Here is a 25,768-nt window from a genome sequence, read left to right on the forward strand (position 1 = left end):
GGCCGCGAGCGCGAGCGCCGGGCTCGCGGCGGGCGACGACGCGGATCTGGCACGGCTGGTCGCGGGCTCGGTCGCCGACGCGCGCCGGCTCGACGACGCTTTCCGCCAGTTCCTCGCCGAACCGGCCGGGCAGCAGGCGCCGTTCGCCGAGATCGCGCGGCTCGTCGCCGGCGGCGGCCGCGTCCGCCGTGCCGCGCACTCGCTGCGCACCGCCCACGTGCTGCTGCCGCTCGACGGCGCCGCCGCGGCGCCGGAGCTCGCCCGCCGCCGCGCGCGACTGGAAGCGGAGACGGCCGAGCTGAGCGAGTGGCTGACCGCGCTCGGCACGGCAATCGCCGCGCACGCCGCACCGCCGCCGATCCCGCCCGACGACGACCTCACCGCCGCGGGTGTGCGGCTGCTGCGCGGCGACGACGAGGACGACGACGCGGCCGCGGCGCCGCTGCGTCAGATCGCGACGATCGCATGGTCGCGGCAGCACCTCGTCGCGCTGCGGCAGCTGGAGCCGCGGCTGGCGGAGGCGGTCGAGGCGCTGGACAGGTAGCGTCGCGCGCATGCAGATCGAGAACAGCGGGGCGCTCGTCGCCGGGGGTGCGTCGGGGCTCGGAGAGGCGACCGTGCGGCGGCTGCACGAGGCCGGCGCGCACGTGACGATCGCCGACCGCGACGAGCAGCGCGGCGCCGCGCTCGCGGCCGAGCTGGGCGAGCGCGCGGCCTTCGCCGCCGCCGACGTGACCGACGCCGACAGCCTCGCCGCGGCCGTCGCCGAAGCGGCCACCACGACCGCCGGCGGTCTGCGGATCGCCGTCTGCTGCGCGGGCGTCGGCCATGCGGAGCGGACGATCTCCAAGCGAGGACCGCACGCGCTGGAGGCGTTTCAGCGCGTGCTCGGCGTCAACCTGCTCGGCACGTTCAACGTGCTGCGCCTCGCCGCCGACGCGATGAGAGGCAACGCGCCCGACACCGGCGGCGAACGCGGCCTCTGCCTGCTGACCGCCTCGATCGCCGCGTACGACGGCCAGATCGGCCAGCTCGCCTACGCCGCCTCCAAGGGCGGGATCGTCGGCCTCACGCTGCCTGCCGCGCGTGACCTCGCGCAGTACGGGATCCGCGTCGTGACGATCGCACCCGGCACCTTCGACACGCCGCTGCTGGCGGCGCTGCCCGAGCCGGCCCGCACCGAGCTGGGCCGCCAGGTCCCCTTCCCCTCCCGCCTCGGCGACCCGGCCGAGTTCGGCGCGCTCGCCGCCCACGTCGCCGAGAACGCGATGCTCAACGGCGAGGTGATCCGCTTGGACGGGGCCTTGCGAATGCCGCCTCGCTAGCCCGCGGCCGCGAGTTCCCGCCAGCGCACCGGGGTGCGGCGCGCTGACGTGGAACTCGCAATGCGAAGCACTAGTTCAAACGCTCCACCAGCATCGCCTGGCCCATGCCGCCGGCGACGCACATCGTCTCGAGGCCGATCGTCTTGTCGAGCGTCTCGAGGTCGTTCAGGAGCGTCGTCATGATGCGGGCGCCGGTCATCCCGAACGGGTGACCGAGGGCGATCGCGCCGCCGAACGGGTTGAGCTGCTCGTCGGAGACGCCCCACTCGGCCTGGCACGGCACGACCTGGGCGGCGAACGCCTCGTTCAGCTCGATCACGTCGACGTCGCCGATCGACATGCCGGCCTGCTTGAGCACGTTGCGCACCGCCGGGATCGGGCCGAGGCCCATGTACTCCGGCTCCAGCGCGCCGATCGCGGAGGCGATGATGCGGGCGCGCGGCTTCAGGCCGAGCGCGTTCGCCTTCTCCTCCGACATCACCAGCACGGCGGCGGCGCCGTCGTTGAGCGGGCAGGCGTTGCCGGCGGTGACGGTGCCGTCGGCTCTGAAGACCGGCTTCAGCGCCGCCAGCTTCTCGGCCGTCGTGCCCGGACGCGGGCCGTCGTCCTTGGTGACCGTCGCGGCGGCGACCGTCACCTCCTCGCCCTCCGGCGTCGTCTCGACGTGCTCGGGCACCTCGACGGCGACGATCTCCCGGTCGAAGTGGCCGTCGGCCTGCGCGGCGACCGCGCGTGTCTGCGAGAGCAGCGCCCAGCGGTCCTGCTGCTCGCGCGTGATCCCCTCGCGGTCGGCGACGTTCTCCGCCGTCAGGCCCATCGGGATGTAGACGTTCACCAGCGAGCCCGGCGAGCCGTCGAGCTGCGGATGGAACGGGACCGGGGCGCCCTCGGCGCGCGAGACGGCCTCGACGCCGGCGGCGATGTAGACGTCTCCCTCCCCCGCTCTGATCGCGTGGAAGGCCATCCGCAGCGTCTGCAGCGACGAGGCGCAGAAGCGGTTGACGGTGCAGCCCGGCACCGATATCGGCAGCCCCGCCAGCAGCGACGCGTTGCGACCGACGTTGTAGCCCTGCTCCCCGCTGCCGTTGGCGGCGCCCATCATCACGTCGACGACGTCGGCGGGGTCGAGCTGCGGGTTGCGCGCGAGGATCGCTCTGAGCGGGATCGCGGCGAGGTCGTCGGCGCGCACGGAGCGCAGCGAGCCCTTGCCGGCGCGGCCGATCGGCGTGCGAACGGCGTCGACGATCACGGCTTCAGCCATGGTGATTCCTTTCGTGAGGTGCCCGGCGGTCTCACTCCACGGGCATCGTCATCCCCGGCGGTCTCACTCCACGGGGGCCTGCCGCAGAAGATAGCCGGCCGCGCGCGCGAACGACGCCGCTCGCCCACGCCCCGCAGATTTCTGGGCCGCCGCTCGCCAGCGGCGCCCGCCGCGCATACGATGGCGTCCGATGACTGACGCCGTCCTGCTGGAGCGCGACCGCGAGCTGACCGCCGTCGACGAGCTGATCGCCGACGCGAGCGCCGGCAGCGGCCGCCTGCTCCTGATCGAAGGCCCGGCCGGGATCGGCAAGAGCCAGCTGCTCGCGTCCGCCCGCCGTGGCGCCGACCCGCGCCTGCGGGTGCTTGCCGCGCGCGTCGGCGAACTGGAGCGCGAGTTCCCCTTCGGCGTCGTGCGGCAGCTGTTCGAGGCCGCCGCGCTCGCCGACCCGAGCGCCTTCGACGGCGCCGCCGCGCCCGCCCGCGCGGCCTTCGCCCCGCTCGGCGAGGCCGACGACGGCACCGACACCTCATTCGCGGTCCTGCACGGCCTCTACTGGCTGGCGCTCAACCTCTCCGAGTCCGCGCCGCTGATGCTGTCGATCGACGACCTGCACTGGTGCGACCGTCCGTCGCTGCGCTTCCTCGCCTACCTCGTGCGGCGGCTGGAGGGCGTGCCGATCCTCATCGGCGCGACGATCCGCTCGACCGAGCCGGGCACCGACCCGTCGCTGCTGGCCGAGCTGGGCCACGACCCCGCGACCGTCGCGATCTCGCCCGGCCCGCTCAGCGAGCTGGCCGTCGGCGCGCTCGTGCGCGACCGTCTCGGGACCGTCCCCGACCCGGTCTTCCGCTCCGCCTGCTTCACCGCGACCGGCGGCAACCCGCTGCTGCTCCGCCAGCTGCTGACGGCGCTCGCCGGTGACGCGGTCGCGCCGCTGGCCGCCAACGCGCCGCTGGTGCGCGAGATCGGGCCCAGGGGCGCCTCTCGCACCGTGCTGCTGCGGCTGGCACGGCTGCCCGCGGACGCCGTCCCGGTCGCCCGTGCCGTCGCCGTGCTGGGCGAGTCGGCGGAGCTGCCGGCGGTCGCGACACTCGCCGGGATCGACGAGGCGCGTGCCGCCGCCGCGATCGGAGAGCTGACGCGGGCCGACATCCTCGCCCCCGGCTCGCCGCTGGACTTCGTCCACCCGCTCGTGCGCGAGACCGTCTACCGCGAGCTGTCGCCGGTCGAGCGGGCGCTCGAGCACGCGCGCGCCGCCGATCAGCTCGCGGCCGCCGGCGCCAGCCTCGACCACCTCGCCGCGCAACTGCTGCTGACGCCGCCGCGCGGTCAGACGTGGGTCGCGGAGACGCTGCACGAGGCCGGCACCGCCGCGCGCCGGCGCGGCGCCGCGGACGGCGCCGTCGCCTACCTGCGGCGGGCGCTCGCCGAGCCGCCGGAGGAGCGCGGCGACGGCTTCCGCGCACGGCTGCTGTTCGAGCTGGGCGCGGCCGAGGCGCTGACCGACGGCCCCGCCTCGATCGAGCACCTGCGCGAGGCGTACGGGCAGATCGACGAGCCGGTCGCCAAGTCGATGGTCGCCAACGTGCTCGGCCGCGCGTTGACCTTCACCGGCGCCGTCGTCGAGTCGGCCGACCTCGCGCGCACGACCGCCGCGCAGCTGCCGGACGAGCTGAGCGACCTGCGCGACGGGCTGCTGGCGCTCGAGGCGATGTCGATCTTCTTCGGCGCCAGCGGCCACATCGAGCTGATGTGGCTGAGCGAGAAGCGGAATCCGCTGCCGCCGGGCGCGGGCGTCGGCGCGAAGGCGCTGGCGGCGGTCGCGGCGGTCGAGTGGGCCTACACCGGCGGCAATGCCGAGCACTGCGCGGCGCTGGCGCGGCAGGCGCTCGCCGGCGGCGACCTGGTCGCCTTCGACCCCGGCCTGCTCGGCGTCGTCGCACTGATCGTGCTGACGCTCGCCGACAGCGAGGACGCGATCCCCGCGTGGGAGGCGGCCGACGCCGACGCGCATCGCCGCGGCTCGCTGCTGGGGATATCGGCGATCAACGGCTGGCACGGCTTCGCGCTCTTCCGCCGCGGCGAGCTGGATCAGGCCGAGCGGCTGATCCGCGGCTCGGTCGAGGAGATCGCCGAGTGGGGCTACGGTGACGACGCGCGCGCGTACTTCTCGATGTTCCTGATCGTGACGCTGCTCGAACGCGGCGATCTCGACGGCGCCCGCGCGATCCGCGAGCTGCTGCCCGAGACCTCCGGGATCCGCTCCGAAGCGCTGCGCTACAACTGGTTCGCGCGGATGGAGCTGGCGATCGCGGAGGACGATCCCGGGCAGGCGATCGTCGCCGCGGACGCGCTCAGACAGCTCGACGGCCGCTTCACGAGCACGCCCGGCCTGCCGTGGCGGTCGCTCGCGGCGCTCGCGCACGACCGCCTCGGCGCGCGCGAGCGGGCGCTGGAGCTGGCGCGCGACGACCTCGCCCGCGCGCAGCGCTGGGGCGCGCCGTGGTGGCATGGACGGGCGCTGCGGATCCTCGGCACGATCGAGCGCGAGGAGGGCCTCGACCACCTGCGCGACGCGGTCGACGTGCTTGCCGGCAGCGCCGCGCGGCTGGAGCACGCGAAGGCGCTGTTCGCCTACGGCGGCGCGCTGCGGCGCGGCCGCGAGCCGGCCGCCTCGCGCGAGCCGCTGCGGCGGGCGCTGGAGCTGGCGAGCGCCTGCGCGGCGGCGGGCCTGGCCGAGCAGGTCCGCGGCGAGCTGTACGCGGCCGGTGCGCGACCGCGCACCGACGCGCTGGCCGGCGTCGAGGCGCTGACGGCGAGCGAGCGGCGCGTCGTCGACCTCGCCGCCGCCGGCCGCTCCAACCGCGACATCGCGCAGGCGCTCTACGTCACGCCGAAGACGATCGAGGTCCACCTCACCAACGCCTACCGCAAGCTCGGGATCCGCTCGCGGCGCGAGCTGGCCGGCGCGCTGGCGCCGGCGTAGGCGTCTTACAGCCCGAGCCCGCGCACGCCGTCCTCGTCCCAGCCGAGGTGGTGCGCCAGCTCATGGCGCAGCGTGCGGGTCACCTGTGCGCGCAGCAGGTCGGGGTTGTGCCCGAAGTCGCGCAGCAGCGTGTCGCGGTAGATGATGATGCGGTCGGCGAAGCCATCGCGCGCGACGGTGTCGCCGTGGTACAGGCCGTAGGCGCCGCGACGGCGACCGCCGTCGGAGACGACGATCGCGACATGCTCGAGCGCGCGGTGGAACTCCAGCGGCAGCTCGTCGACGGCGCGCCGCACGATCGTCTGGAAGTCCTCCTCGTTCCACGGGTCGAAGAGGTCGTCCTCGTCGTCGTCATCATCGTCGCCGTAGAGGTCGTCGTCGACCTCGCCCCACGAGCCCTCGCGCGCGAGCCGCTCGCTGCGGTCGACCAGCTCGTCGAACTCCTCGTCGCTCTCGGGGTCGCGCCAGCCGGCCAGCGGGCCGGTGATCAGCGACATCAGGAAGGCGACGACGACCACGCCGGCAGCCGCGACCGCGATCCCCTGGAACAGCCGCATCGGGTAGTCGGTCGCGAACCCCTGGTAGAGGGTTATGACCGCGATGCCGATCAGTAGCGCGACGAAGGCGGCGAAGAGGATGCGCTTTGGCGTAGGTGCACGCATGGGCGTGCACCTACGGTAGCCGGTCGCGACGAGTGCGTGTTACCGGAGTGAGCGGGCGATGACGACGCGCTGAATCTCGTTCGTGCCCTCGTAGATCTGCGTGATCTTCGCGTCACGCAGCATCCGCTCGACGGGGTACTCGTTGACGTAGCCGTAGCCGCCGAGGATCTGGACCGCCTCGACCGTCACGCGCATCGCGTTGTCGGAGTTGAAGAGCTTGGCCATCGCGGAGTACTTGCCGCGGTCGGCGTCGCCGCGATCGGCCTTCGCACAGGCCTGGTAGAGCAGCTCGCGGCCGGCGGCCGTCTGCGTCTCCATGTCGGCGAGCTTGAACTGGATCCCCTGGAACTGGTTGATCGACTTGCCGAACTGTCTGCGCTCGCGCGCGTAGGCGGCGGCGTAGTCGGTCGCACCCTGGGCGATGCCGAGCGCCTGCGCGGCGACGCCGAGACGCGAGTAGTCGAGCGTCCCGAGCGCGACATGCATGCCCTTGTTGACCTCGCCGATCAGGTTCCCGGCCGGGATCCGCACCTCGTCGAAGATCGGCTGGCCGGTCGGGCTGCCCTTGATGCCGAGCTTGTGCTCGTAGTTGCCGACGGAGAAGCCGGGGCGGGTTCTCTCGACGACGAAGGCGCTGATGCCCTTCGAGTGGCCGGCCGTCGGGTCGGTGACGGCGAAGACGATGTAGAAGTCGGCGACGCCGAGGTTCGAGATCCAGTTCTTCGTGCCGGTGACGATCCACTCGTCGCCGTCGCGGACGGCCTTCGTGATCATGCCGCCCGGATCGGAGCCGGCCTCCGGCTCCGACAGCGCGAAGGCGGGAGTCCACTCGCCGGTCGCGCACTTCGGCAGGAAGCGCTCCTTCAGCTCGTCGCTGCCGAACAGCTTGATCGGGAGCGTGCCGAGCTCTTGCACCATCAGCATCAGCGCGGTCGAGGCGCAGGCCTTCGCGATCTCCTCGACGGCGATGTTGAGCATCAGGACACCCGTGCCGGTGCCGCCGTGCTCAGGCTCGAAGGGCAGACCGAACAGGTTCAGCTCGGCGAACAGCTCCCGCAGGTCCCACGGGTATTCGGCCTTCGCGTCGATCTCTGCGGCGCGCGGTGCCACGCGCTCCTGGGCGACCTTCCGGATCGTGTCGCGAAAGTCGCGTTGCTCGTCGGAGAGGGCGTAGGCATCGGCAAGTGCGGACATGCAGCCGATCGTACTGAGGGCCTCCCGTGGAGGCCCCCGATACGTGAACTGTCGCCTATCGCCTGAGCAGGCTGTCTCAGAGCCCGGCGGGGTGGCGAGCCGTGAAGCCACTCGAGGAGCGCGTCTCGGTCTGCCAGCGCGACGGGTCAGCGCCGCTGGTGTCGAAGCGGAGCCCGGCGACCACCATGTACATGTGGCTGCCGTGGGAGTAGGTCGTGATCCACTGACCTCTGCCCGACTCTTCCCAGTTGTTGAAGCTGCCGGAGGGCATCGACTCCTCCAGCAGACCGGCGAAGTGGAGCGCGTAGCTGACCGAGCCGGAGCAGTCGTAACCGCGATCCTGCCACTTGCCGTGACCGCCGCCGTAGACGTACGGCTTGGTCGCGATCTCGTTGCCGGCCGCGATCACGTCCTTGACGACCTGCGGAGCGTCGGACGGAGCGACGGCGAGGCCGTTGGAGAGCAGCTTCGCTCTGCCGACCGGCGCGGCGACCGTCGTCATATCGAAGTCGGCGCCGCCGGCGCTGGTGGTGTCCCCGATTCTGCGCAGCGAGGCGACCGTGGTCGCGTCGACGACGCCGGTGACGGGCAGCTCCTGCGCCTGCTGGAAGCGCTTGACGAGGCGCAGCGTGCCGGGGCCAAAGGAACCGTCGATCCCGGCCGTGAAACCGGCGCGGCCGAGGTAGTCCTGCAGCACGCGCACGTCCTGGCCGCTCATGCCCTTCTTCAGGACGCGGGCGCCGAGCGTGCGGCCGACGCGGCCCTTGGGCGCGGTGGTGGTGGTCGGCGCGGCGATGGTGGTCGTGTCCGTCGCGCCGGGCGCGGTGGTCGTTCTCGCGCCCTTCGGGTCGGCGATCGCGCGCAGCTTCGCGACGAAGTCGGCGTCGACGACGCCGTCGACCGCGAGGCCGTTTCTCTTCTCGAACTTCTTGACGTTGCCGAACGTGATCGGACCGAAGTCGCCGCCGACGGGCGTCGAGAAGCCGGCTCTGGTGAGGAAGTCTTGGAGGACGCGGACGTCCTGGCCGCTCATGCCCTGCGTGAGCGTACGTCTACCGAGCGCGGCGCCCGACGCTGTAGACGAGATGAGCAGCGCGGCTGCCGCTGCCGCGACAACGGTCGCAGACATGCGTTTGGCAGACAGCACAGCAGTGAACGACAAGGTGCAACCCCTTCTCTTTCGGGCGCCTGCGGGGTTAGCTGACGGGCTCGCGCAGAAAGAGCAGCGCTACGTCGTATCCCTTACGACGATTCGCCCCTGAGTCCTGTTGAAGGCGGACTCTTTGGTTCCCCCGCTCCCCGGCGGTTGCGACGCTGGGGATTCGGCTGGGTTCTTGAACGACGCGAGCAGGCTAGCAAGGGCTGCGGAGCGATGTCGACCGGTTATGGATCCGACCAGCTGAAACTGGACGCATCGCGCGCGTAGGCGCGCGTTATGAAGCGGTGACCTTTGAAACCGCCGTTTATGACGCCCTGGAAAAACGGTTTATGGAGCCAACCGGGCGCCCGGGCGCTATCGTGCCGGGCCGTGGCAGCCTCCCCCGAGCAGCAGCTGGCGCGGCTCGATCGCGCGACCGCCGCGCTCGACCCGCCGTTCGCCGCCGTCGACCTCGACGCGTACGGCGCCAATGCCCGCGACCTGCTGCGACGGGCCGGCGGGCGGCCGATCCGGCTCGCGAGCAAGTCGATCCGCTGCCGTGCGCTGCTGGAGCGGACGCTCGCCTCCGATCCCGGCTTCCAGGGCACGCTGGCGTTCACGCTGCCGGAGGCGCTGTGGCTCGCCGACCACGGCCTGCGCGACCTCGTCGTCGCCTACCCGACGGTCGACCGTGCCGCCCTGCGGGCGCTGGCGAGCCGGGCTGACGACGGCGGGATCGCGCTGATGGTCGACGATCTCGCCCAGCTGGAGCTGATCGAGCGCGCGGTCGGCGGGGCTGGCCCGATCCGCCTCTGCATCGACGCCGACGCCGGCTGGCGGCCGCTGCGCGGGCGGATCCGCATCGGCGCCAAGCGCTCACCGCTGCACACGCCGGCCCAGGCGGCGGCGCTGGCGCGGGCGATCGTCGCACGGCCGGCCTTCAGGCTGGTCGGGATCATGGCCTACGAGTCGCAGATCGCGGGCGTCGGCGACCGGCCGCCCGGAAATCCGCTGAGAGGGGTCGCGGTGCGGGCGATGCAGCGCGCCTCGGTGCGCGAGCTGGCGCAGCGGCGTGCCGCGATCGTCGCGGCCGTGGAGGCGGTGGCGCCGCTGGAGTTCGTCAACGGCGGCGGCACCGGCAGCATCGAGACGACCGCGGCGGAGCCCGCCGTGACGGAGATCGCGGCCGGATCGGGCCTGTACGGCCCGACGCTGTTCGACGCCTACACGCGCTTCTCGCCGCTGCCGGCGGCGCTGTTCGCGCTGCCGGTCGTGCGCCGGCCCGGTCGGCACGTCGCGACGGCGCTCGGCGGCGGCTACCTCGCCTCCGGTCCGGCCGACCGCGCACGGCTGCCGCGGCCGCTGCTGCCGGCGGGGTTGAAGCTCGACAGCCAGGAGGGCGCCGGCGAGGTGCAGACGCCGCTGCTGGGCGCCGCCGCCGGCAGCCTGCGCGTCGGCGACCGCGTCTGGTTCCGCCACGCGAAGGCCGGCGAGATGTGCGAGCGGTTCGCGGAGCTGCACCTGATCGAGGGCGAGCACGTGGTCGAGACGGTGCCGACCTACCGTGGCGAGGGCCAGAGCTTCCTCTGAGACGTTATGTCGCCTCCGGGGCGGCACCTGACGGGCGACTCTCACCCTCGACTCGACCCTGAGGCATCAAACCGCGATCGGCCAGCTGCCAGCGGGTTGAGGAGCGTTACGCCGCGATCGGCGTCCCGACCGGACCGAGGACGCGGTCGGTGTACATATTCCCGAAGCGGCCGGCCGGGTCGAGCCGGCCCCGCACCGCCTGGAAGCGATCCCAGGCGGGATAGCGGGGGCGCAGCGTCGCCGCGGTCTGGAAGTGGCGCTTGCCCCAGTGCGGACGGCCATCGTGCTCGTCCATGATCTGCTCGACGGCGCGGAAGTACGGCCGCCATTCCATCCCGCGGAACATGTGGACGGCGATGTAGCCGCTCTCGCGGCCGTGCACGGGGCTCAGCAGCGCGTCGTCGGGGGCGACCAGCCGCACCTCGATCGGGAACGGGACGGCCAGCCTGCGCTGCTCGATCAGCGCCAGCACGCGCCGCAGCGCCGCCGCGGTCTGCTCGCGCGGGAGCGCGTACTCCATCTCGGTGAAACGCACGAGCCGTCTCGTCGCGAACACACGGTCGCTGCGGTCGGTCTTCTCGCTGCTGCCGGCGACGCGCGTGACGATCCGGTTGAGCGCCGGGATCAGCGGCGGGGCCGCCCGCCCGGCGAGGCAGAAGGCATGGAAGGCGTGGTTGGTCAGCAGCACGTCCTCGGCCCACGCGCGGCGCGGCGAGCGCGGCCGCGGCGGCGCCTCGACGCGGTTGTTGGTGCGTGTCAGCGCCGTGCGCGCGTACGGGAAGACGTAGAACTCGAAGTGGTCGTTGGCGGCGCCGTGCTGATCCAGCCGCTCCAGCGTCTCCGCCAGCGGCGCCGGGGCGTCGACGCCATGGAGCGTGAAGGCGGGGACGCAGCGCAGCGTCACGGCGCTGATGACGCCGAGGCTGCCGACCCCGACGCGCGCGGCGAGGTAGGGGTCGCGGTCGGCGTCGGTGGCGGCGAAGCGGCGCGTGCTGCCGTCGGCGAGCACCAGCTCGACCGCCTCCGCCTGCGCGGAGAGGTTCGGCAGCCGCGCGCCGGTCCCGTGCGTCGCGGTCGAGATCGCGCCCGCGACCGTCTGCGCGTCGATGTCGCCGAGGTTCTCGAGCGCGAGGCCGTGAGCGGCCAGCTCAGCGTTGAGCGCCCGCAGCGTGATCCCGCCCTCGACCCGCACGAGCCCGCTCGCACGGTCGACGTCGAGCACGCGGCCCATCCGCTCCAACGTCATCAGCCGCTCGTCGCTGCACGCGACGTCGGTGAAGGAGTGACCGGAGCCCGCGACCCGCAGCCGCTCCCCGGCCGTCTCGGCCCGTTCCAGCGCGGCGGCGACCTCGGCGACAGAGCCCGGCCGCTCGATCACGCGCGGCCGGCAGCTCTCGTCGCCTGCCCAGTTGCGCCACATGCGGTCAGCGTACCCCGCCCACGTGCCGCTTCGCGCGGGTCGGAGCGGCGGTGGCCCCACTATCCTCCAGAGCATGTCCAGCCCGACCGAACACACGCCCGCCGAGGTCCAGGCGCTGCTCGCCGAGGACGACTCCGTCCAGCTCGTCGACGTGCGCGAGCCGCACGAGCACGAGGCCGGCGCGATCGCCGGCGACCGCCACATCCCGCTCGGCGAGCTGATGACGGCCGCCGAGCAGCTCGACCCGAACCGGCCCGTGGTCTTCTACTGCCGCGTCGGCGGCCGCTCCCAGATGGCGACCGACGCCTTCCGCGCCTCCGGCTGGGACGCGCGCAACATGACGGGCGGCATCGTCGCCTGGGTCGACGGCGGCCTCCCGCTCGCCGACCCCGACGGCAGCGTCGCCGACCACTGAGGCGGCGGCGGTGACGAGCCCGCGCTCGTCACCGCCCTCCCCTGGTCGCGTTCCGCCCCCGCTCAGCGTCTGAAGAGGAGCGTCGCCCGCAGGGTGGTCGCGCTGCCACCGCCACGCGGCGGTTGGAAGCGGACCGTCACCGGCACCCGCAGACGACCGCTTCTCGCACGCGCGAGCGCGCGTCTTCCGGCTCTGCTGAGCACGACGCCCACGCGCACGGTCCCCGTTCTCGTCGATCTCGCGGAGCCGGCGCGCAGCAGTCTGCCGCCGCGTACCAGGACGACGCCTCTCCCCGGCGTTCGCACCGACAGCGTCGCCCGCGCGCCTCTGACGTTGGCGGCCGCGAGCGTCGGACGAAGCGCTCCCGCGCCGCCGACCGCGACGGTGAGCGGCTGGGTCGCACGGCCGCAGTCGAGCGTCACGCGTGCTCTGCGTGCCGCGTCATCCGGCACGACGACCGTCACACGATCGGCGGCGTAGGCGCGGATCTCGGCTTGCACGCCGTCCACCGTGACGACGCCATAGGTGCCGAGGTCGGAGCCCGTCAGCGTCAGCTGACCTCCACGACGTGCCGTGCCGCTCGTGCCGGTGAGGCGCGGTGCCGCACAGCCATAGGCGCGCGTGCCGTCATCGCCACCGCGGCTCACCGGCGGTCTCGCCGGCAGCGGCAACGTCGAGAAGCGCACCGGCGCGGGGATGACCGTGCCGCTGACGGTGCGGACGTGCAGCTCGACCGTGTAGGTCTTGCCAGGCGACAGGCCGCCCACCCGTCCCGAGACCGCTGTCGGCCCGAAGCTGGCCGGCAGCTCGGTCAGCGGCAGCGCGTGCCGTTCGGGGCCGCCGACCTCGGCGACCGTGAAGGCGTATCTGCCCACGGCACCGTGGGTCTCGATCTGCGCGTGGACGGTCGCGGCGCCGCGCGTGACGTCCGTCGCCGCGCCGAGCGTCGCCAGCGCCAGCGACGGCAGCGTCGAGAACGTGCCGCCGCTGCCGGTGACCGGACCGCCGACGCCGTTGTCGACGACGAAGCGGAACTCGTAGTCGGTGTCGGGCTCCAGCCCCGTCAGTCTGACCGTGACCGTCTGCGGATCCGCGGCGTGCGGCAGGACCTCGACGGCTGAGCTCTCGCCGTAGCCTTCGCCGGCGCGGCCGAACTCGACGCGATACGACGTGTCCGCACCGTTGGTCGCGACCGTGCCCGTCACGTCGGCCACGGCGATGCCGGCGGTGGCGACGGCCTCGTCGGCGACCGTCGGCGCGCTCGGCGGGACGTACGTCTGCACGCTCCAGGTGCCATAGGCGCCGCCGAAGGCGCGGTCGACATCCGTGCCAACGTAGAGGCTGCCGTCGGAACCGTCGGCAACCGCCATCCCCGTGATCACCGAGTAGAGCGCGGCCGGCGCGGCCGGCAGCGTGCCGAGCCCGGTGCCGTCGCTGGCGAACAGGTCGATCTGCGCGGACTCGTCGCGCGTGACGGCGTCCTGGTTCCACGACACGAGCACCTCGTCGCCCTGCGGCCGGATCGCGACCGTCGCCGGGCGCGACAGCGCGGCGCCGATCCGCGCCTCGTAGGTCCCGGCCGCGTCGAAGCGCAGCACACGGCTGTCGCCGCCCCCGTTCGCGACGTCGCCGGTCGAGTCCACGACGACGACGTCTCCGGTCGAGTCGACCGCGATGTCGAGCAGCCCCGTGAAGACGCCGTCGGGCGAGTCGGAACCGTCGAAGTCGAGTCCACCGTCAGCGCCGGTGAGCGTGAGCCGCAGAACCCGCTGGTTGCCGGGGTCGGCGACCAGCAGTCTGTCTGCGGCCCCGTCGATCGCCAGCGGCGCGGCGAAGCTGCCGATCTCACCGGCGCCGCTGCCCTGCGCCGGACCGGTGAACGCGCCGTCGGGCGTGTAGGCCGGCGGATCGCCTGGCACGACGGTGTACCGCGCGATCCTGTTGTTGCCGGCGTCGCTGACATACACGGCGCCCGTTCTCTGGTCGACGGCGATCCCGAAGGGGTCGCTCAGCTCACCTGCTCCGAAGCTGGTCAGCAACGTCCCGCTCGTGCCGGCCGGCGCGTAGACGTCGACCGTGTCGGTCACCTGGTTGGTCACGAGCACGTTGCCGCTCGCGCGGTCGATGGCGACCCGTTCCTGATGCCTCGGGACGCCGTCTGGCCCGCTGGAGAACAGCGCGCCGTAGGGACCGAACGGCGCGGCGCCGGCGATGGGCGCCAGCAGCGCCGCGCACGCGAGCGCCGCGATCAGCGCCCCGAGCGCGGCGACCGCCGCGCGGCTCTTCCGACTGTTCACCGGTTCCTCCTCGTCGGGGTCTTCTTCGCCGCGCCGCGTGCTCTCGTCGTTGCCCGGCACCCGTTGATCCGCAGTCTCTGATCGAGGTCGACGCGCTTGCCGTTGTGGCCGACGAACGCGATCGACGCCGTCGCCGCGCGCGCCTCAGCGCCGCAGAGATCTCGCACGACACCGATCGGGCCGTTTCTCGGCCCGCTCGCGAGCGCGAGCCGGAAGCGCGAGATCGGTACGTCGGGGACTGCGTCGAACGTCGTTCGCAGGCGCAGATCTCTCGTGATCGTGACCTTGCCGACGAGGTCGACGGCAACCTGGCCCTTCAACCGCACGACCAGGTCGGGCAGTCTGCGCGCCGGGTTGTAGACGAAGTACGCCGGCCCCGTCAGCGGCTGCCGCAGCAGCGGCGTCACGGCCGTGCCGGTGCCGACCCGCATCGGACATCTGTCGGCGGCGAACTGCTCGATCGAGCAGGCCTCTCTGCGGTTGACGACGTCGAGGCGCGAGTTGAGCGTCTTCGGCAGCGTCACCTCGACCGACTTCAGATTGCCCTGTCCAGGCGTCTGCGCGAGCGTCGCCGTGAACGGCGTCCGCTTGCCTCTCGTCAGCTTGCCGCGCGCGCCGACCGCCAGTGTCATCGCCGGCTTCAGCGGCCGCGACCCGCAGTCCACTGCCGCGAAGCGCGAGGCGACCGCGGCGCTGCTGCCAGCGGCCGAGCCGATCGTCGCGGTGACCTGCTTGCGTCCGCAGCCGGTCGGGTTGACCATGAAGCCGTCGCGGTCGATCCGCACGTTGACCGCGCGGACGCGCAGCGGGACACCCTCGAGGATCGTCGGCATCGGATCCGCGACGACCCGCAGCGCCGCGGTCGAGCGATCGACGAAGACGGCCGCTCGCACCACCACGGTGCCGAGGTCGAACGGACCCGCGACGGCCGGCACCACGATCGCGAGTCCGAGCGGCGCCCCCTTGTAGGGCCCGGTCATGTACACGCGACCGGGCAGGTAGAACGGGCTTGCGCCGGCGCCGGAGCCGACTGTGACGCTGCCGACGCGCGCCGACGCCGGACAGCCGCCGGCAGCGGCGAGCGCGTCGGCGCACTGGTCGGCGATCGCGAGCCGCCCGGTCAGACCCGGCGGCATCCGCACGTCGATCGTGCTGAGGTCGTGATCGGCGTCGCCGCGGCCGAAGGCGAGCGTGAAGGTCGACGAGCGACCGGCCGCGGGATCAACGCTGCCGGCCGCGAAGCTCGGCGCGAAGCCGAGCGCACGACACGGTCCGCCGTCCGGTCCCCGGTCGATCGTGAAGGTGTCCTCGGAGGTGACGCGGTGACCGGCCCACGACGTGATCGTCGTGGTCGTCGTCTTCGGACCGCAGTCGCGCGGGTTGGTCAGCGGCGCGCGCGGGCCGCCCTTGAAGCGCAGCGTCAGCTGCTCGAACGGCAGCTGTGGGTTGTTCGAGAAGCTCGTCGAGATCCGGCCGGTGACGGGATCGGGATCGATCTCGCCGGGCAGCTTCAGCAGCAGCCCGTGGCCGCGCACGACCAGCGCGATCGCGAACATCCGCTCCGGCGTCGGCGCCCGCAGGTAGACCTCGCCGGTCAGCGGACTCGGCAGCAGCGGCGTCTCGATCTCGACGTCGCCGATCTTCGAGGAATCCGGACAGGTCGGTTCCGCGGCCGTCCCCAGACCGAGCTGATCGGCGCGGCAGGCACCGAGCCCGTCTGCCGACGATGGCGAGATCGACACGCCCTCGGGCAGCGTCACTTGCACGTTGCGCACATTCGCGGTCGCGAGGCCGCGCGGGTTCTCGTCGAGCGCGACGTTCAGTCGCGCGGTGTACGGTGCCGGCGCGGCAGCGCGCGTGTCGTTCGGGCGCATGCTCAACGACGCCCCGAAGCCCAGCTTCTCGCAGCCCTTCGGCCCTGACGTATCGCCGGTGACCGGGTCGTCGGCGACGTCCTGCGTCTCGACCCAGCCGCCACCGCCCCAGGGACGCGCTCTCAATGTCGTCACCTGCGGGCCGTTGCAGGCCGGCGGCAGCGTCAGGAACGGTCTCGGCTCGACGCCGGCCGAAGCGCCGGTCGCCGAGAAGAGGCCGTTGGAGTAGCGCTGGTAGTCGTGCACCGGGTCGGCCGGGACGCCCCACAGCGTCAGCTCCTGGCCGAAGACGGTCGCCGCCTGGCTGATGTTGCCGACCGTCGTCCGCAGACCGAAGTCGCCGTCGGAGCGAACCGACGCCACTATCTTCACCGGCACGAAGACGACGTAGAAGCCGAACGCGGCCGTCTCGCCCGCGGCCGGTCTCAGGTTGTAGACCGGGCTCGTGCGGAAGAAGTTCGGTCTTCCGAGCGAGTTGTTCGGCAGCTCGGTTCTCGCGAAGCCGACCTGCGTGCTCGGCGGGCAGTTCTCGCCGGCCAGGTTGTTGAAGTGGGCGGGGTTGCACTGCGGCACTGCCTGCGGGTTGCCTGCGAAGCCGGGAGGCAGGTCGAGCACGACGTCCTTCAGCGAGCCGTCGGTGATCGTGTAGCCGTGGCCGTCGCCCTTCGTTCTGACGCGGAAGCGCACGGTCGAGTCGGCGTGCGCGCCGGCCTGCGACAGGTGTCTGCTCGGCGCCGCGTCGGGATCGCTCGGATCCGGGATCGGCGTGTGCGTGTCGGTGTCGAAGCTCTCGATCCCGAACTCCGCCGCCGCCGGCGCCGACGCGGCGAGCGTGACGAGGCACGCGGCGGCCAGCGCCGCGGTGAGCGCTTTCTTCCCCATCTTCGTCCTCTCCGTCCCCATCGCTCTCACCGTCTCCCCGCCCGCAGCGTGAGCAGCATGCTCGGGTCGGACGCGGCGCCCGTGATCCGTGCGCTGACGCGCACTCTCAGGACTCGCCGCGCCGTCAGCTGGCGTCTCGCCGCGGCGGAGAGCCGCAGCCGCAGCGCGACGGTCCCCGCCGCCGGCACCACGCTCGTCGCGCGCGCCACGACGCGCTGCCGTCTGCCGATCCGCGCATTGGCGGTCGCGGTGACCGCACCGCCCGCGGTCGCGCGCAGGCGCAGCGTCAGCTCGCCGACCGCGGCGAATCGCCGCACGGCTCTCGCATCCGGTCTCACGATGCGCAGCCGTGGCGCCGCCGGGGGACGGTCGTCGCTGTCGGGCGCGAGCGCGCTGCCTGCCGCCGGGAAGACCGGCGCGACGCTCGACGGCCCCTGGCAGGCGTCACCCTGACAGCCCTCGGCGGCGGCGTCGCCTTCCGGGAAGCCGCCGCCGACGCGCGCGACGTAGACGTCGGGGTAGCCACCGTCGGTGTCTCTGCGCACCAACGCGTCGGCAGTCGTGAAGAACACGCTCGTGCCGTCGTCACTGTTGTCGACGAGCTCGCTGCCGTCGCCTCTGCCGCTGGAGATCAGCGTCGGGCGGTCGCCATCGAACTCGTAGACGTCGAGCGCTCCATTGGTGTCTTCGGGCGCGAGCGGATCGGGCGTCTGGAAGTAGAGCCGCCCGTCAGCCGCGAAGTTGCGCGGGTTGACGTTGCGCGCGTCAGCCAGGACGGCGTATCTGGAGATCGACGCGGTCAGCTCCGACGGCCCTCTGCTCGGCTCACCGTCAGGGCGGCATGAGGCGCAGACGACCTCGTCGATGCCCGCGTCATAGCGATAGACCGCGACCGTCTCTCTCACATGGCGCGGATCGAGCGAGTGCGTCGAGGTGAACGCCGCGAAACGCCCGTCCGAGGAGACGCGCAGGCGCGGGTCGGCGTAGAGACCGGTGTCCTGGCCGATCTCCGCGACGTGTCTGAGCTGGTCCTCGCTCTCGTCCCAGAGGTAGAGGTCGCGATCAGCCCCGCTGCTCGTCGTGAAGTAGAGGCGGTCGCCGCGTTCCGACAGCACCGCCGTCGCATCGAAGCCGCCGCCCTCGTGGAGGAAGGTCAGCTGCTCGGTCGCGCGGTCCCAGCGGTAGAGGCCGCCGCCGGTCGCGTCGTCGGTCAGACTGCTCGGGCTGTTGAAGTAGACGGTCCCGCCGTCGCGCGTCGCGCCCATGAAGACGCCCGCCCGCAGCTCCCCTTCCTCGCCCGACACCTGGGAGGCGGAGACGACGAAGGTGCGCTCGCCGTCCTCGCGCAGGTACAGCGCGTCGACGACGGGATCGGCCGACGTGGTCCAGTAGATCCGCGAGCCATCGCGCGAGATCGCCTGCGTGCCGCGCGCGCTGGCGATGAAGGGCGTGCCCGGGACCAGCGACCAGCCGCCGTACGGGCTGCCGTCCGGCAGCACGGCCGCGAGCCGGACCTGCCCGTCGACCGCCTCATACGCGATCGAGAGGTTCTCGCCGACCAGCGGCGCCTCGGGCACCAGCCGTCTGGCCGAGGTGAAGAACATGTGTCGGCCATCGCGGGAGCGACCTGCGTACGCGGTGCTCGCGCCCCCGGGCCCGTACTCGGCCGCGAGCGCCGGGACCGGACGGGAGATCCAGCGAGCGGTCCGCTCGACCGGCCTGAAGCCATAGAGGTCGAAGCCGCGGCCGAGATCGCCGCCCGCGACCGGTTCGAGATCAGCCAGGTCGATCGGGTCGTTGGTCTGGATGATCGCCTCGGAGAAGTCGTCGGAGAAGTCGGCCGCCCACGCGGACACCTCGCTGGTGCCGCGGTGCTCGGCGCGGATCGGCGGCGCGGCGCTGTTCGAGACCCATCCCTCCGGCGTGCGACGCGAGACGTACGGCGTCAGGGCGAACGCCCCGTCCCCCGGGCCCGTGGCGGCGTTCATCTGGAACGCGAGCGCGTTGCCGTCGTCGGAGGCGCGGTGGCCGAAGACGACGCCGCCGTTGCTCTTGGCCGGCGGGGAGACCATCTCGTATGCCCGCCCGGCCGGCGCGCCCTGCGCCGGCACGGTCGTGAGCATGACTCCGGCGACCACGCCGAGCGCCGCGCTCGCTGCCGCGCCTCGCGGGCGGCGCCTCGGCCCGCCCTTCCCACGCGCGGCTCCGCCGCTCGCTCCTCCCACAACGACACCTCCCTCTCGTGAGCCAGGCAGCCAGCCGAAGCTCAAAAACACCACCGTCTTTCAGTATTGCCGTGCCGCTCCGAAAAATGCAAGTACGTTCGACCACCAGCCACTTCAACGACGCCAGTCCGGGGCGGCAGCACGCCGCCCCGGACGAGATCACCACCGAGAGGTGGTTCTCAGACCGTCGTCGCGTTGGTCGTTATCGAACCCGTCACCGTCGGGTCTCTGCTGCAATCACCAGTAGTGGCTCTCACGAGCGAGAGAGCATCAGCAGTGATCGTTAGTCTCGAATTAGCACCGACCGTGTAGGTGCCCGACAGCGATCCGCTGTATAGGCAATCGAGCACGAACGGGACCTGCACACGCACCTGCACACCGGTGATGGTGAAGTTACGCGGGCTTAGGGTGATCGACTTTCTCCACGGCGTCCCGGGCAGACCTAGGACGGTCAGCGTGGCGAGCGACCCACAACCAGTGAACGCAGCGCTGGTGATGTTGGCCGTCGTCGTGGTGGCGACGGTCGCGCCGACTCTGATGGCACAGGACGTGCTGAGTATGTTGCCTCTGAACGTGACGTTGCCGGAACCGGTCACGGATCCACCCGGTGCCGGGCTCGATATCGTCGCGGACGCGCTGGACGCAAATGCCATCGCGGCGAGCGTCGCCAGAACCGACGCAAACAGGAACTTCTTCATGTCATCTCCTCGTTCGCTCCCGCGAGCGCGGGAGCATTGAGCACACGCACGCGCACACACGGCGCACTGCGAATGCAATACAGTAATTAACTAGACACGGATCCCCCGCGCCTCCCATCACCCCCTGACGTAATGACGAGCACCGCGCGCTACACAGCGCTCTTAGCGACGGAGAGGCAGAGCAGAACTGACCGCCATCCATCCCGCCTCCCGTCGGCGACGGTAATGACCGTACCAAGGTCCGTCCGCGCCACGCAAGTATTCAGTCCGACATTGCACAGCCGTCGTGAACTATCTTTACTCTATTTTTCTTGTATGCATCCTTCATTCGTCCCCACCCTACAAGCCACTTCGTGCCACCTGTAGGAAAGCTACGACGCGCACCCAGCCCCACAGTGATCGACGCACACAAAACCCTCCGATCGAACCCCCTCCGATCGGATGTGCGTGTTCTGACCGTCGGCGTGCGAGCAGGTCGCGCGCTCAGGACCGCCCCGCCGGCTCCCGCCCCGCGCGCCTGCCCGCGGGGCGGAAGCCGGGCAGGACGAAGGCGACGCGGGCGCCGCCCTCGGGCGAGCTGCCGGCGTAGATGCGGCCGCCGTGGGCGGCGACGATCGCGCGCGCGATCGCGAGGCCGAGGCCGGCGCCGCCGGTGCGGCGGGCGCGGGCGCTGTCGGTGCGGTGGAAGCGGTCGAAGACGCGGTCGCGCTGCTCGGGCGGTATGCCGGGGCCGTCGTCCTCGAGCGCGAACTCGACGCGGCTGCGGCCGATCGGCGTCACCGTCAGCCGCACGAGGCCGCCGGGGGCGGTGTACTCGACGGCGTTGCGGGCGAGGTTGCGGACGACCTGGGCGATGCGGTCCTCGTCGGCGTGCAGCTTGCCCTGCGGCAGCGCGCTCAGCTCGAAGTTGCGGTCGGCCGTCAGCGTCAGCGAGTCGAACAGCTCCTCGACGAACGGCGCCAGCTCGACCGTCCCGGGCCGCACCAGCTCGCCCTCGTCGGCGCGCGCGAGCAGCAGCAGGTCCTCGACCAGCCGCTCCATCCGCACGACCTCGGTGCGCACGACCTCGTCGACGTGGCGGACGTCGGCCTGCGTGACGTCTCTCTGCCGCGCCAGCACCTCCAGCTGGCCGCGGATCACGGTCAGCGGCGTGCGCAGCTCGTGCGACGCGTCGGCGACGAAGCCGCGCTGGCGTGCGAAGGCGTCCTCCAGCCGGTCGAGCATCGAGTCGAAGGCGTCCGACAGCACGCGCACCTCGTCGCGCGGGCCTCTGGAGCCGATCCGCTGCGAGAGGTCGCCGGCGGTCACCTCAGCGGCCGTCGTCGCCATTCTGCGCAGCGGCTTCGACAGCCGCGTCGCGAACGCGAAGCCGAGCACGATCGCGGCCAGCAGCGTCACCGACCCGGCGACGAGGAAGGTCCGCGCGACGCCGCTCTGCGCCCGCCCGACCGACGCCGCCGACTCGCCCACGCCGATCTCCGCGACCTCTCTGCCGCCGCGCACGACTCTGACGAAATAGAGCCGCAGCGGCTCGTCGTTGACGCGCACGGTCGAGAGCCCCACGTCGGCGGTCCGCAGCGCGCGCGCCTCGCCGCTCTCGCGGCGCGGACCGAGCACGTCGCGGCCGACGCGCTGGTCGCCCTCCTCCTCCGGGCTCAGCTCCGGCAGGTTGGAGACGACCGTGCCGCCTCTGATGCGGATCAGATAGAGGCGCGAGGTGGCGCCGAAGGAGCGCCGGTCGAGCAGGTACTCCTCGGCCGCCAGCGCGAGCGCTCTCGGTCTCGCGTCGTAGCCGAGCCGGTCGTCGACTGCCTGGGCGTCGGTGCGCAGGTCGCGGTCGATCTGGTTGCGGACCTCTGTGCCGGTGCCGCGGTAGGTCGCGATGAACGCCGTCCCGAGCGTGATCACCAGGATCAGCGAGATCGACAGCGCCAGCCGCGCGCGCAGGCCGCGCAGCCACCGCCAACGCCTGCGGGAGCCTCCGTCGCTGCCCCCGCGTGTGCTCATGGCCGGGTCGTCAGGCGGTACCCGACCGACCGCAGCGTGTCGATCGGTGCAGGTCTGCCTGGCAGTTCGAGCTTGCGTCGCAGGTAGCGGATGTAGACCTCGACGACGTTGGTGCCGGGGTCGAAGTCGTAGCCCCACACCGCGCTGAGGATCTGCTGCCGCGAGAGCGCCTGGTCGGGATGCCGCAGGAAGTAGGCGAGCAGGTCGAACTCGCGCGCGGACAGGCGCAGCTCGACGCCGTCACGGTGGACGGTGCGGCCGAGCAGGTCGAGCTCGATCCCGGCCGCCGACAAGGTCGTCGCGTCGCGCTGGCGTGGACGCCGCAGATGCGCGCGCACGCGCGCCGCCAGCTCGTCGAACGAGAACGGCTTCGTGACGTAGTCGGTCGCGCCGCCGTCGAGGCCGGCGACGCGATCGTCGACGGTCGCGCGCGCGCTCAGCATCACGACCGGCAGCTCCGGCTTGACGCGACGAATCGAGGCGAGCACCGCGAGCCCGTCGCGTCCGGGCAGCATCACGTCGAGCACGACCAGGTCGACGTCGTCGTGCAGCGCCCGCTGCTCGCCCTCGACGCCGTCGCCGGCGACCGTGACCGCGTAGCCCTCAGCCTGCAGCCCGCGCTGGACGAAGTCGGCGATCGCCGTCTCGTCCTCGATCACCAGGATGCGCATGGCTTCATCGTACGGGGGCGGCGCAACTGTGCGCCGCCCGCCGTGTGCCGATCAGGGGCCGGCGATGGTCCAAGTGTCGCCGGCGTGCAGCAGGTGGTCGAGCGCGGCGGTGTCGCCGACGTGGCGGCCGGGGTTCTCGCTCGCGGCGGCGCCGTGGATCGGACGCTCCACCTGACGGAAGACGCCGATCGGGGTCGGCTCCGTCGGACGATCGGCCAGCCGCGCCAGCGCGAACGCCAGCGACGGGTCCTCGCGATGCTGGTCGTGCACCAGCAGCCGCTGCTCGTTGCCGGCGAGCGGCACGATCTCCAGCCCGCCGTCCTCGGCCCGGGCGACGCCGTGCTCGTGCCCTTCCGGGCCGAAGCTGATCGGCTGACCGTGCTCCAGCCGGATCTGGGCGGCGACCTTCGTGTCCTTCTCCGTCAGGTTGAAGAAGGCGCCGTCGTTGAAGACCGGGCAGTTCTGGTAGATCTCGACGAGCGACGCGCCTCTGTGCTCAGCCGCTTGGCGCAGCACCTCGGTCATGTGCTTTCTGTCGCGGTCGAGCGTGCGGGCGACGAAGGTCGCCTCGGCGCCGAGCGCCAGCGCGATCGGGTTGAACGGCCGGTCGTGCGAGCCGAACGGCGTCGACTTCGTGATCTTGCCGCGCTCGGAGGTCGGCGACGCCTGACCCTTCGTCAACCCGTAGATCTGGTTGTTGAACAGCAGGATCTTCACCGGCACGTTGCGGCGCAGCGCGTGGATCAGGTGGTTGCCGCCGATCGAGAGCGCGTCGCCGTCACCTGAGACGACCCAGATCGAGAGGTCCTCGCGCGTCGTCGCCAGCCCGGTCGCGATCGTCGCGGCACGGCCGTGGATGCTGTGCATCCCGTACGTGTCCATGTAGTACGCGAAGCGGCCCGCGCAGCCGATGCCGGTCACGAAGACCGTCTTCTCGGTCGGCACGCCGAGGTCGGGCATCAGCGTCTGAACGGCGTTGAGGATCGCGTAGTCGCCGCACCCCGGGCACCAGCGCGTCTCCTGGTCGGACTGGAAGTCGGCCTTCGTCAGTCTGTGCTCGTGACCGTTGCCGTTGCCGTTGACGTGCAGGGTCGCGCTCATGCGGGGACCTCCAGCGGGGCTTCGATCAGCTCCACGATCGCCTCTTCCAGCTCGGCCGCGTACAGCGGCTGGCCGGTGATCTTGTTGTACGGCTTGCAGTCGACGAGGAACTCGGCTCGCAGCACCTTCACGAGCTGGCCGGTGTTCATCTCCGGCACGAGCACCTTCGGGTAGGCGCGCAGCACCTCGCCGATGTTCGCCGGCAGCGGATTGATGTAGCGCACATGCGCCTGCGCGACCTTCAGCCCTCTGTCGCGCACACGGCGGACGCCGGCGCGGATCGAGCCGTAGGTCGATCCCCAGCCGAGCACGAGCACATCGGCGTCGCCGTCCGGGTCGTCGACCTCGAGCGCCGGCAGGTCGGCGGCGATCTTCGACACCTTCTCCGCGCGCAGCCGCGTCATCGTCGCGTGGTTGGCGGGGTCGTAGGAGATGTTGCCCGTCCCGTCCTGCTTCTCGATGCCGCCGATGCGGTGCTCGAGGCCGGGCGTGCCGGGCGGCGCCCACGGCCGCACGCCGCGCTCGTCGCGCGCGTACGGCAGGAACGTCTCCTCCTCGGAAGCCGGCGCCACGGCGAAGCCGGGATCGATCTCCGGCAGCTCCTCCAGCGACGGGATCCGCCACGGCTCCGACGAGTTCGCCAGGAAGCCGTCGGTCAACAGGATCACCGGCGTGCGCCGCTCGATCGCGATCTGGACCGCCTCGAACGCGCTTCTGAAGCAGTCGCCGGGTGTCCGCGCCGCGACGATCGGCAGCGGCGCGTCGCCGTGACGGCCGTACAGCGCCATCAAGAGATCCGACTGCTCCGTCTTGGTCGGGAGGCCGGTCGACGGACCGGCGCGCTGCACGTCGACGATCACCATCGGCAGCTCGAGCATCAGCGCGAGGCCGATCGTCTCGGCCTTCAAGTCCATGCCCGGCCCGGAGGTCGAGGTGATCCCGAGGTGGCCGCCGAAGGCCGCGCCGAGCGCGACGCCGGCCGCGGCGATCTCGTCCTCGGCCTGGACGGTGCGGACGCCGAGTCCCTCGTGCTTGGCGAGCTCGTGCAGCAGCTCCGACGCGGGCGTGATCGGGTACGAGGCGAGCAGCAGCGGCAGTCTCGCGCGCACGCTCCCGGCCAGCAGGCCGAGCGCCGTCGCGGAGGTGCCGTTGATCTGCCGGTAGGTGCCCGGATCGACGTCGACCGCCGGCAGGATCTTGTACTGCACGTCGAGCATCTCGGTCGTCTCGCCGAACGACCAGCCGGCCTGGAAGGCCGCGAGATTGGCCGCCTTCGCCGCCGGCTTGGAGGCGAACTTGCCCTCGATCCAGCGCTCGGTGACCTCGGTCGGACGGTCATAGAGCCACGACAGCAGCCCGAGCGCGAAGAGGTTCTTCGCGCGTCCGGCGTCACGCGTGCCAACGCCTTCGAGCGCCTCCGACGCGCGCGTCGTCAACGTCGTCATCGGCACGCGATGGACCGTGAACTCCGCCAGCGAGTCGTCCTCGAGCGGGGAGACCGGGTAGCCGGCCTTCTCCAGGTTGCGTCTCGTGAACGCGTCCTCGTTGACGATGATCGTCGCGCCGCGCGGCAGCGACGCGAGGTTGGCCTTCAACGCCGCCGGGTTCATCGCGACGAGCACGTTCGGCGCGTCGCCGGGCGTGAGGATGTCACGCGAGGCGAAGTGGATCTGGAAGGCCGAGACGCCCGGGATCGTGCCCGCGGGCGCGCGGATCTCAGCCGGGAAGTCGGGCAGCGTCGCAAGATCGTTGCCGAGCACAGCCGTCGCGTCCGTGAAGCGACCGCCGGCCAGCTGCATGCCGTCGCCGGAATCGCCCGCGAACCGCACGACGACTCGTTCGCGCTCTTCAACCGTCTTGTTCACCGCGCCAGATACCCCAAAGTTCGATCAGGATTTACCCCATTGTACGCATCAGGCCTGTCCGAGCGCCCCGCGCCCCGGATCGCGACGACCGTCCGGGAGTTGGGTCAACGCCCAGGGTAGCGGTCGCCCGGCGGCCGCCTTGCTCCTTAAACAC

At 72.1% G+C, this 25,768-nt stretch carries 17 protein-coding genes, 1 pseudogene and 1 riboswitch; of the genes and pseudogenes, 5 read left to right on the top strand and 13 right to left on the bottom strand.

Annotated features, from left to right (window positions below; all coding sequences use genetic code 11):
- Together R7226_RS19190 and R7226_RS19195 are read left to right on the top strand one after the other, a co-directional pair.
- Positions 1–544 (top strand): annotated as a pseudogene (locus R7226_RS19190) (hypothetical protein); the annotation flags it as partial.
- A 10-nt stretch (positions 545–554) separates the two neighbouring features.
- Complete coding sequence (locus R7226_RS19195; protein WP_318598865.1) at positions 555–1,325, top strand: SDR family NAD(P)-dependent oxidoreductase; 771 nt, start codon at positions 555–557, stop codon at positions 1,323–1,325.
- Between the two features lie 70 nt (positions 1,326–1,395).
- Here R7226_RS19195 and R7226_RS19200 read toward each other — a convergent pair whose 3' ends face one another.
- On the bottom strand, positions 1,396–2,586 hold the full coding sequence (locus R7226_RS19200) for an acetyl-CoA C-acyltransferase (RefSeq protein WP_318598866.1): 1,191 nt from the start codon (positions 2,584–2,586) through the stop codon (positions 1,396–1,398).
- A 190-nt stretch (positions 2,587–2,776) separates the two neighbouring features.
- Here R7226_RS19200 and R7226_RS19205 point away from each other — a divergent pair, with 190 nt between their 5' ends.
- Positions 2,777–5,575, top strand: coding sequence for a helix-turn-helix transcriptional regulator (locus R7226_RS19205; protein WP_318598867.1), 2,799 nt, complete (start codon positions 2,777–2,779; stop codon positions 5,573–5,575).
- A 5-nt stretch (positions 5,576–5,580) separates the two neighbouring features.
- Here R7226_RS19205 and R7226_RS19210 read toward each other — a convergent pair whose 3' ends face one another.
- From R7226_RS19210 to R7226_RS19220, 3 genes are all read right to left on the bottom strand, one after another.
- A complete protein-coding gene (locus tag R7226_RS19210) occupies positions 5,581–6,237 on the bottom strand; it encodes a metallopeptidase family protein (protein ID WP_318598868.1) in 657 nt (218 codons plus the stop codon).
- 39 nt (positions 6,238–6,276) lie between these two features.
- On the bottom strand, positions 6,277–7,431 hold the full coding sequence (locus R7226_RS19215) for an acyl-CoA dehydrogenase family protein (protein ID WP_318598869.1): 1,155 nt from the start codon (positions 7,429–7,431) through the stop codon (positions 6,277–6,279).
- A 76-nt stretch (positions 7,432–7,507) separates the two neighbouring features.
- Complete coding sequence (locus R7226_RS19220; RefSeq protein ID WP_318598871.1) at positions 7,508–8,464, bottom strand: peptidoglycan-binding domain-containing protein; 957 nt, start codon at positions 8,462–8,464, stop codon at positions 7,508–7,510.
- Positions 8,465–8,601: 137 nt separating this feature from the next.
- Positions 8,602–8,769: riboswitch (cyclic di-AMP (ydaO/yuaA leader) on the bottom strand.
- Between the two features lie 190 nt (positions 8,770–8,959).
- Between R7226_RS19220 and R7226_RS19225 the strand changes: the two genes are divergently transcribed.
- Positions 8,960–10,159 carry an amino acid deaminase/aldolase gene (locus tag R7226_RS19225; protein ID WP_318598873.1) on the top strand — a complete coding sequence of 400 codons (1,200 nt, stop codon included), beginning with the start codon at positions 8,960–8,962 and terminating at the stop codon, positions 10,157–10,159.
- 106 nt (positions 10,160–10,265) lie between these two features.
- On the opposite strand, the gene R7226_RS19230 is transcribed toward R7226_RS19225, so the two are convergent.
- Positions 10,266–11,579 (bottom strand): D-arabinono-1,4-lactone oxidase, encoded by a 1,314-nt coding sequence (locus tag R7226_RS19230; RefSeq protein WP_318598874.1) that lies wholly within the window; start codon positions 11,577–11,579, stop codon positions 10,266–10,268.
- 73 nt (positions 11,580–11,652) lie between these two features.
- On the opposite strand from R7226_RS19230, the gene R7226_RS19235 reads away from it, so the two are divergent.
- Positions 11,653–11,994 (top strand): rhodanese-like domain-containing protein, encoded by a 342-nt coding sequence (locus tag R7226_RS19235; protein ID WP_318598876.1) that lies wholly within the window; start codon positions 11,653–11,655, stop codon positions 11,992–11,994.
- A 62-nt stretch (positions 11,995–12,056) separates the two neighbouring features.
- On the opposite strand, the gene R7226_RS19240 is transcribed toward R7226_RS19235, so the two are convergent.
- From R7226_RS19240 to R7226_RS19275, 8 genes are all read right to left on the bottom strand, one after another.
- Entirely contained in the window at positions 12,057–14,291 is a 2,235-nt protein-coding gene (locus R7226_RS19240; RefSeq protein ID WP_318598878.1) for an NHL repeat-containing protein, read from the bottom strand.
- Complete coding sequence (locus R7226_RS19245; protein WP_318598879.1) at positions 14,288–17,047, bottom strand: hypothetical protein; 2,760 nt, start codon at positions 17,045–17,047, stop codon at positions 14,288–14,290. Before R7226_RS19245 ends, R7226_RS19240 begins: the two co-directional genes overlap by 4 nt.
- A gap of 26 nt (positions 17,048–17,073) precedes the next feature.
- Entirely contained in the window at positions 17,074–19,185 is a 2,112-nt protein-coding gene (locus R7226_RS19250) for a TolB family protein (RefSeq protein WP_318598881.1), read from the bottom strand.
- A gap of 266 nt (positions 19,186–19,451) precedes the next feature.
- Positions 19,452–19,970, bottom strand: a complete 519-nt coding sequence (locus R7226_RS19255) for a hypothetical protein (RefSeq protein WP_318598883.1) — start codon at positions 19,968–19,970, stop codon at positions 19,452–19,454.
- Between the two features lie 483 nt (positions 19,971–20,453).
- Positions 20,454–21,977, bottom strand: a complete 1,524-nt coding sequence (locus R7226_RS19260) for a sensor histidine kinase (RefSeq protein ID WP_318598885.1) — start codon at positions 21,975–21,977, stop codon at positions 20,454–20,456.
- Complete coding sequence (locus R7226_RS19265) at positions 21,974–22,648, bottom strand: response regulator transcription factor (protein WP_318598886.1); 675 nt, start codon at positions 22,646–22,648, stop codon at positions 21,974–21,976. Before R7226_RS19265 ends, R7226_RS19260 begins: the two co-directional genes overlap by 4 nt.
- Before the next feature lie 51 nt (positions 22,649–22,699).
- Complete coding sequence (locus R7226_RS19270; RefSeq protein WP_318598888.1) at positions 22,700–23,749, bottom strand: 2-oxoacid:ferredoxin oxidoreductase subunit beta; 1,050 nt, start codon at positions 23,747–23,749, stop codon at positions 22,700–22,702.
- Entirely contained in the window at positions 23,746–25,614 is a 1,869-nt protein-coding gene (locus tag R7226_RS19275) for a 2-oxoacid:acceptor oxidoreductase subunit alpha (RefSeq protein WP_404827876.1), read from the bottom strand. Before R7226_RS19275 ends, R7226_RS19270 begins: the two co-directional genes overlap by 4 nt.
- Between the last annotated feature and the right edge of the window lie 154 nt (positions 25,615–25,768).

The organism is Conexibacter stalactiti (assembly GCF_033542075.1).
GTDB classification, from domain to species: Bacteria; Actinomycetota; Thermoleophilia; order Solirubrobacterales; family Solirubrobacteraceae; genus Conexibacter; species Conexibacter stalactiti.

What these genes read in the sequence shown, in the direction of transcription:
- R7226_RS19220 (WP_318598871.1), bottom strand. Translation starts at nt 8,464, where the DNA reads ATGAGCGGCCAGGACGTCCGCGTCCTCCAAGACTTCCTCACCAGAGCC.
- R7226_RS19205 (WP_318598867.1), top strand. Translation starts at nt 2,777, where the DNA reads ATGACTGACGCCGTCCTGCTGGAGCGCGACCGCGAGCTGACCGCCGTC.
- R7226_RS19195 (WP_318598865.1), top strand. Translation starts at nt 555, where the DNA reads ATGCAGATCGAGAACAGCGGGGCGCTCGTCGCCGGGGGTGCGTCGGGG.
- R7226_RS19215 (WP_318598869.1), bottom strand. Translation starts at nt 7,431, where the DNA reads ATGTCCGCACTTGCCGATGCCTACGCCCTCTCCGACGAGCAACGCGAC.
- R7226_RS19210 (WP_318598868.1), bottom strand. Translation starts at nt 6,237, where the DNA reads ATGCGTGCACCTACGCCAAAGCGCATCCTCTTCGCCGCCTTCGTCGCG.
- R7226_RS19230 (WP_318598874.1), bottom strand. Translation starts at nt 11,579, where the DNA reads ATGTGGCGCAACTGGGCAGGCGACGAGAGCTGCCGGCCGCGCGTGATC.
- R7226_RS19255 (WP_318598883.1), bottom strand. Translation starts at nt 19,970, where the DNA reads ATGAAGAAGTTCCTGTTTGCGTCGGTTCTGGCGACGCTCGCCGCGATG.
- R7226_RS19270 (WP_318598888.1), bottom strand. Translation starts at nt 23,749, where the DNA reads ATGAGCGCGACCCTGCACGTCAACGGCAACGGCAACGGTCACGAGCAC.
- R7226_RS19260 (WP_318598885.1), bottom strand. Translation starts at nt 21,977, where the DNA reads ATGAGCACACGCGGGGGCAGCGACGGAGGCTCCCGCAGGCGTTGGCGG.
- R7226_RS19235 (WP_318598876.1), top strand. Translation starts at nt 11,653, where the DNA reads ATGTCCAGCCCGACCGAACACACGCCCGCCGAGGTCCAGGCGCTGCTC.
- R7226_RS19245 (WP_318598879.1), bottom strand. Translation starts at nt 17,047, where the DNA reads ATGGGGAAGAAAGCGCTCACCGCGGCGCTGGCCGCCGCGTGCCTCGTC.
- R7226_RS19200 (WP_318598866.1), bottom strand. Translation starts at nt 2,586, where the DNA reads ATGGCTGAAGCCGTGATCGTCGACGCCGTTCGCACGCCGATCGGCCGC.
- R7226_RS19265 (WP_318598886.1), bottom strand. Translation starts at nt 22,648, where the DNA reads ATGCGCATCCTGGTGATCGAGGACGAGACGGCGATCGCCGACTTCGTC.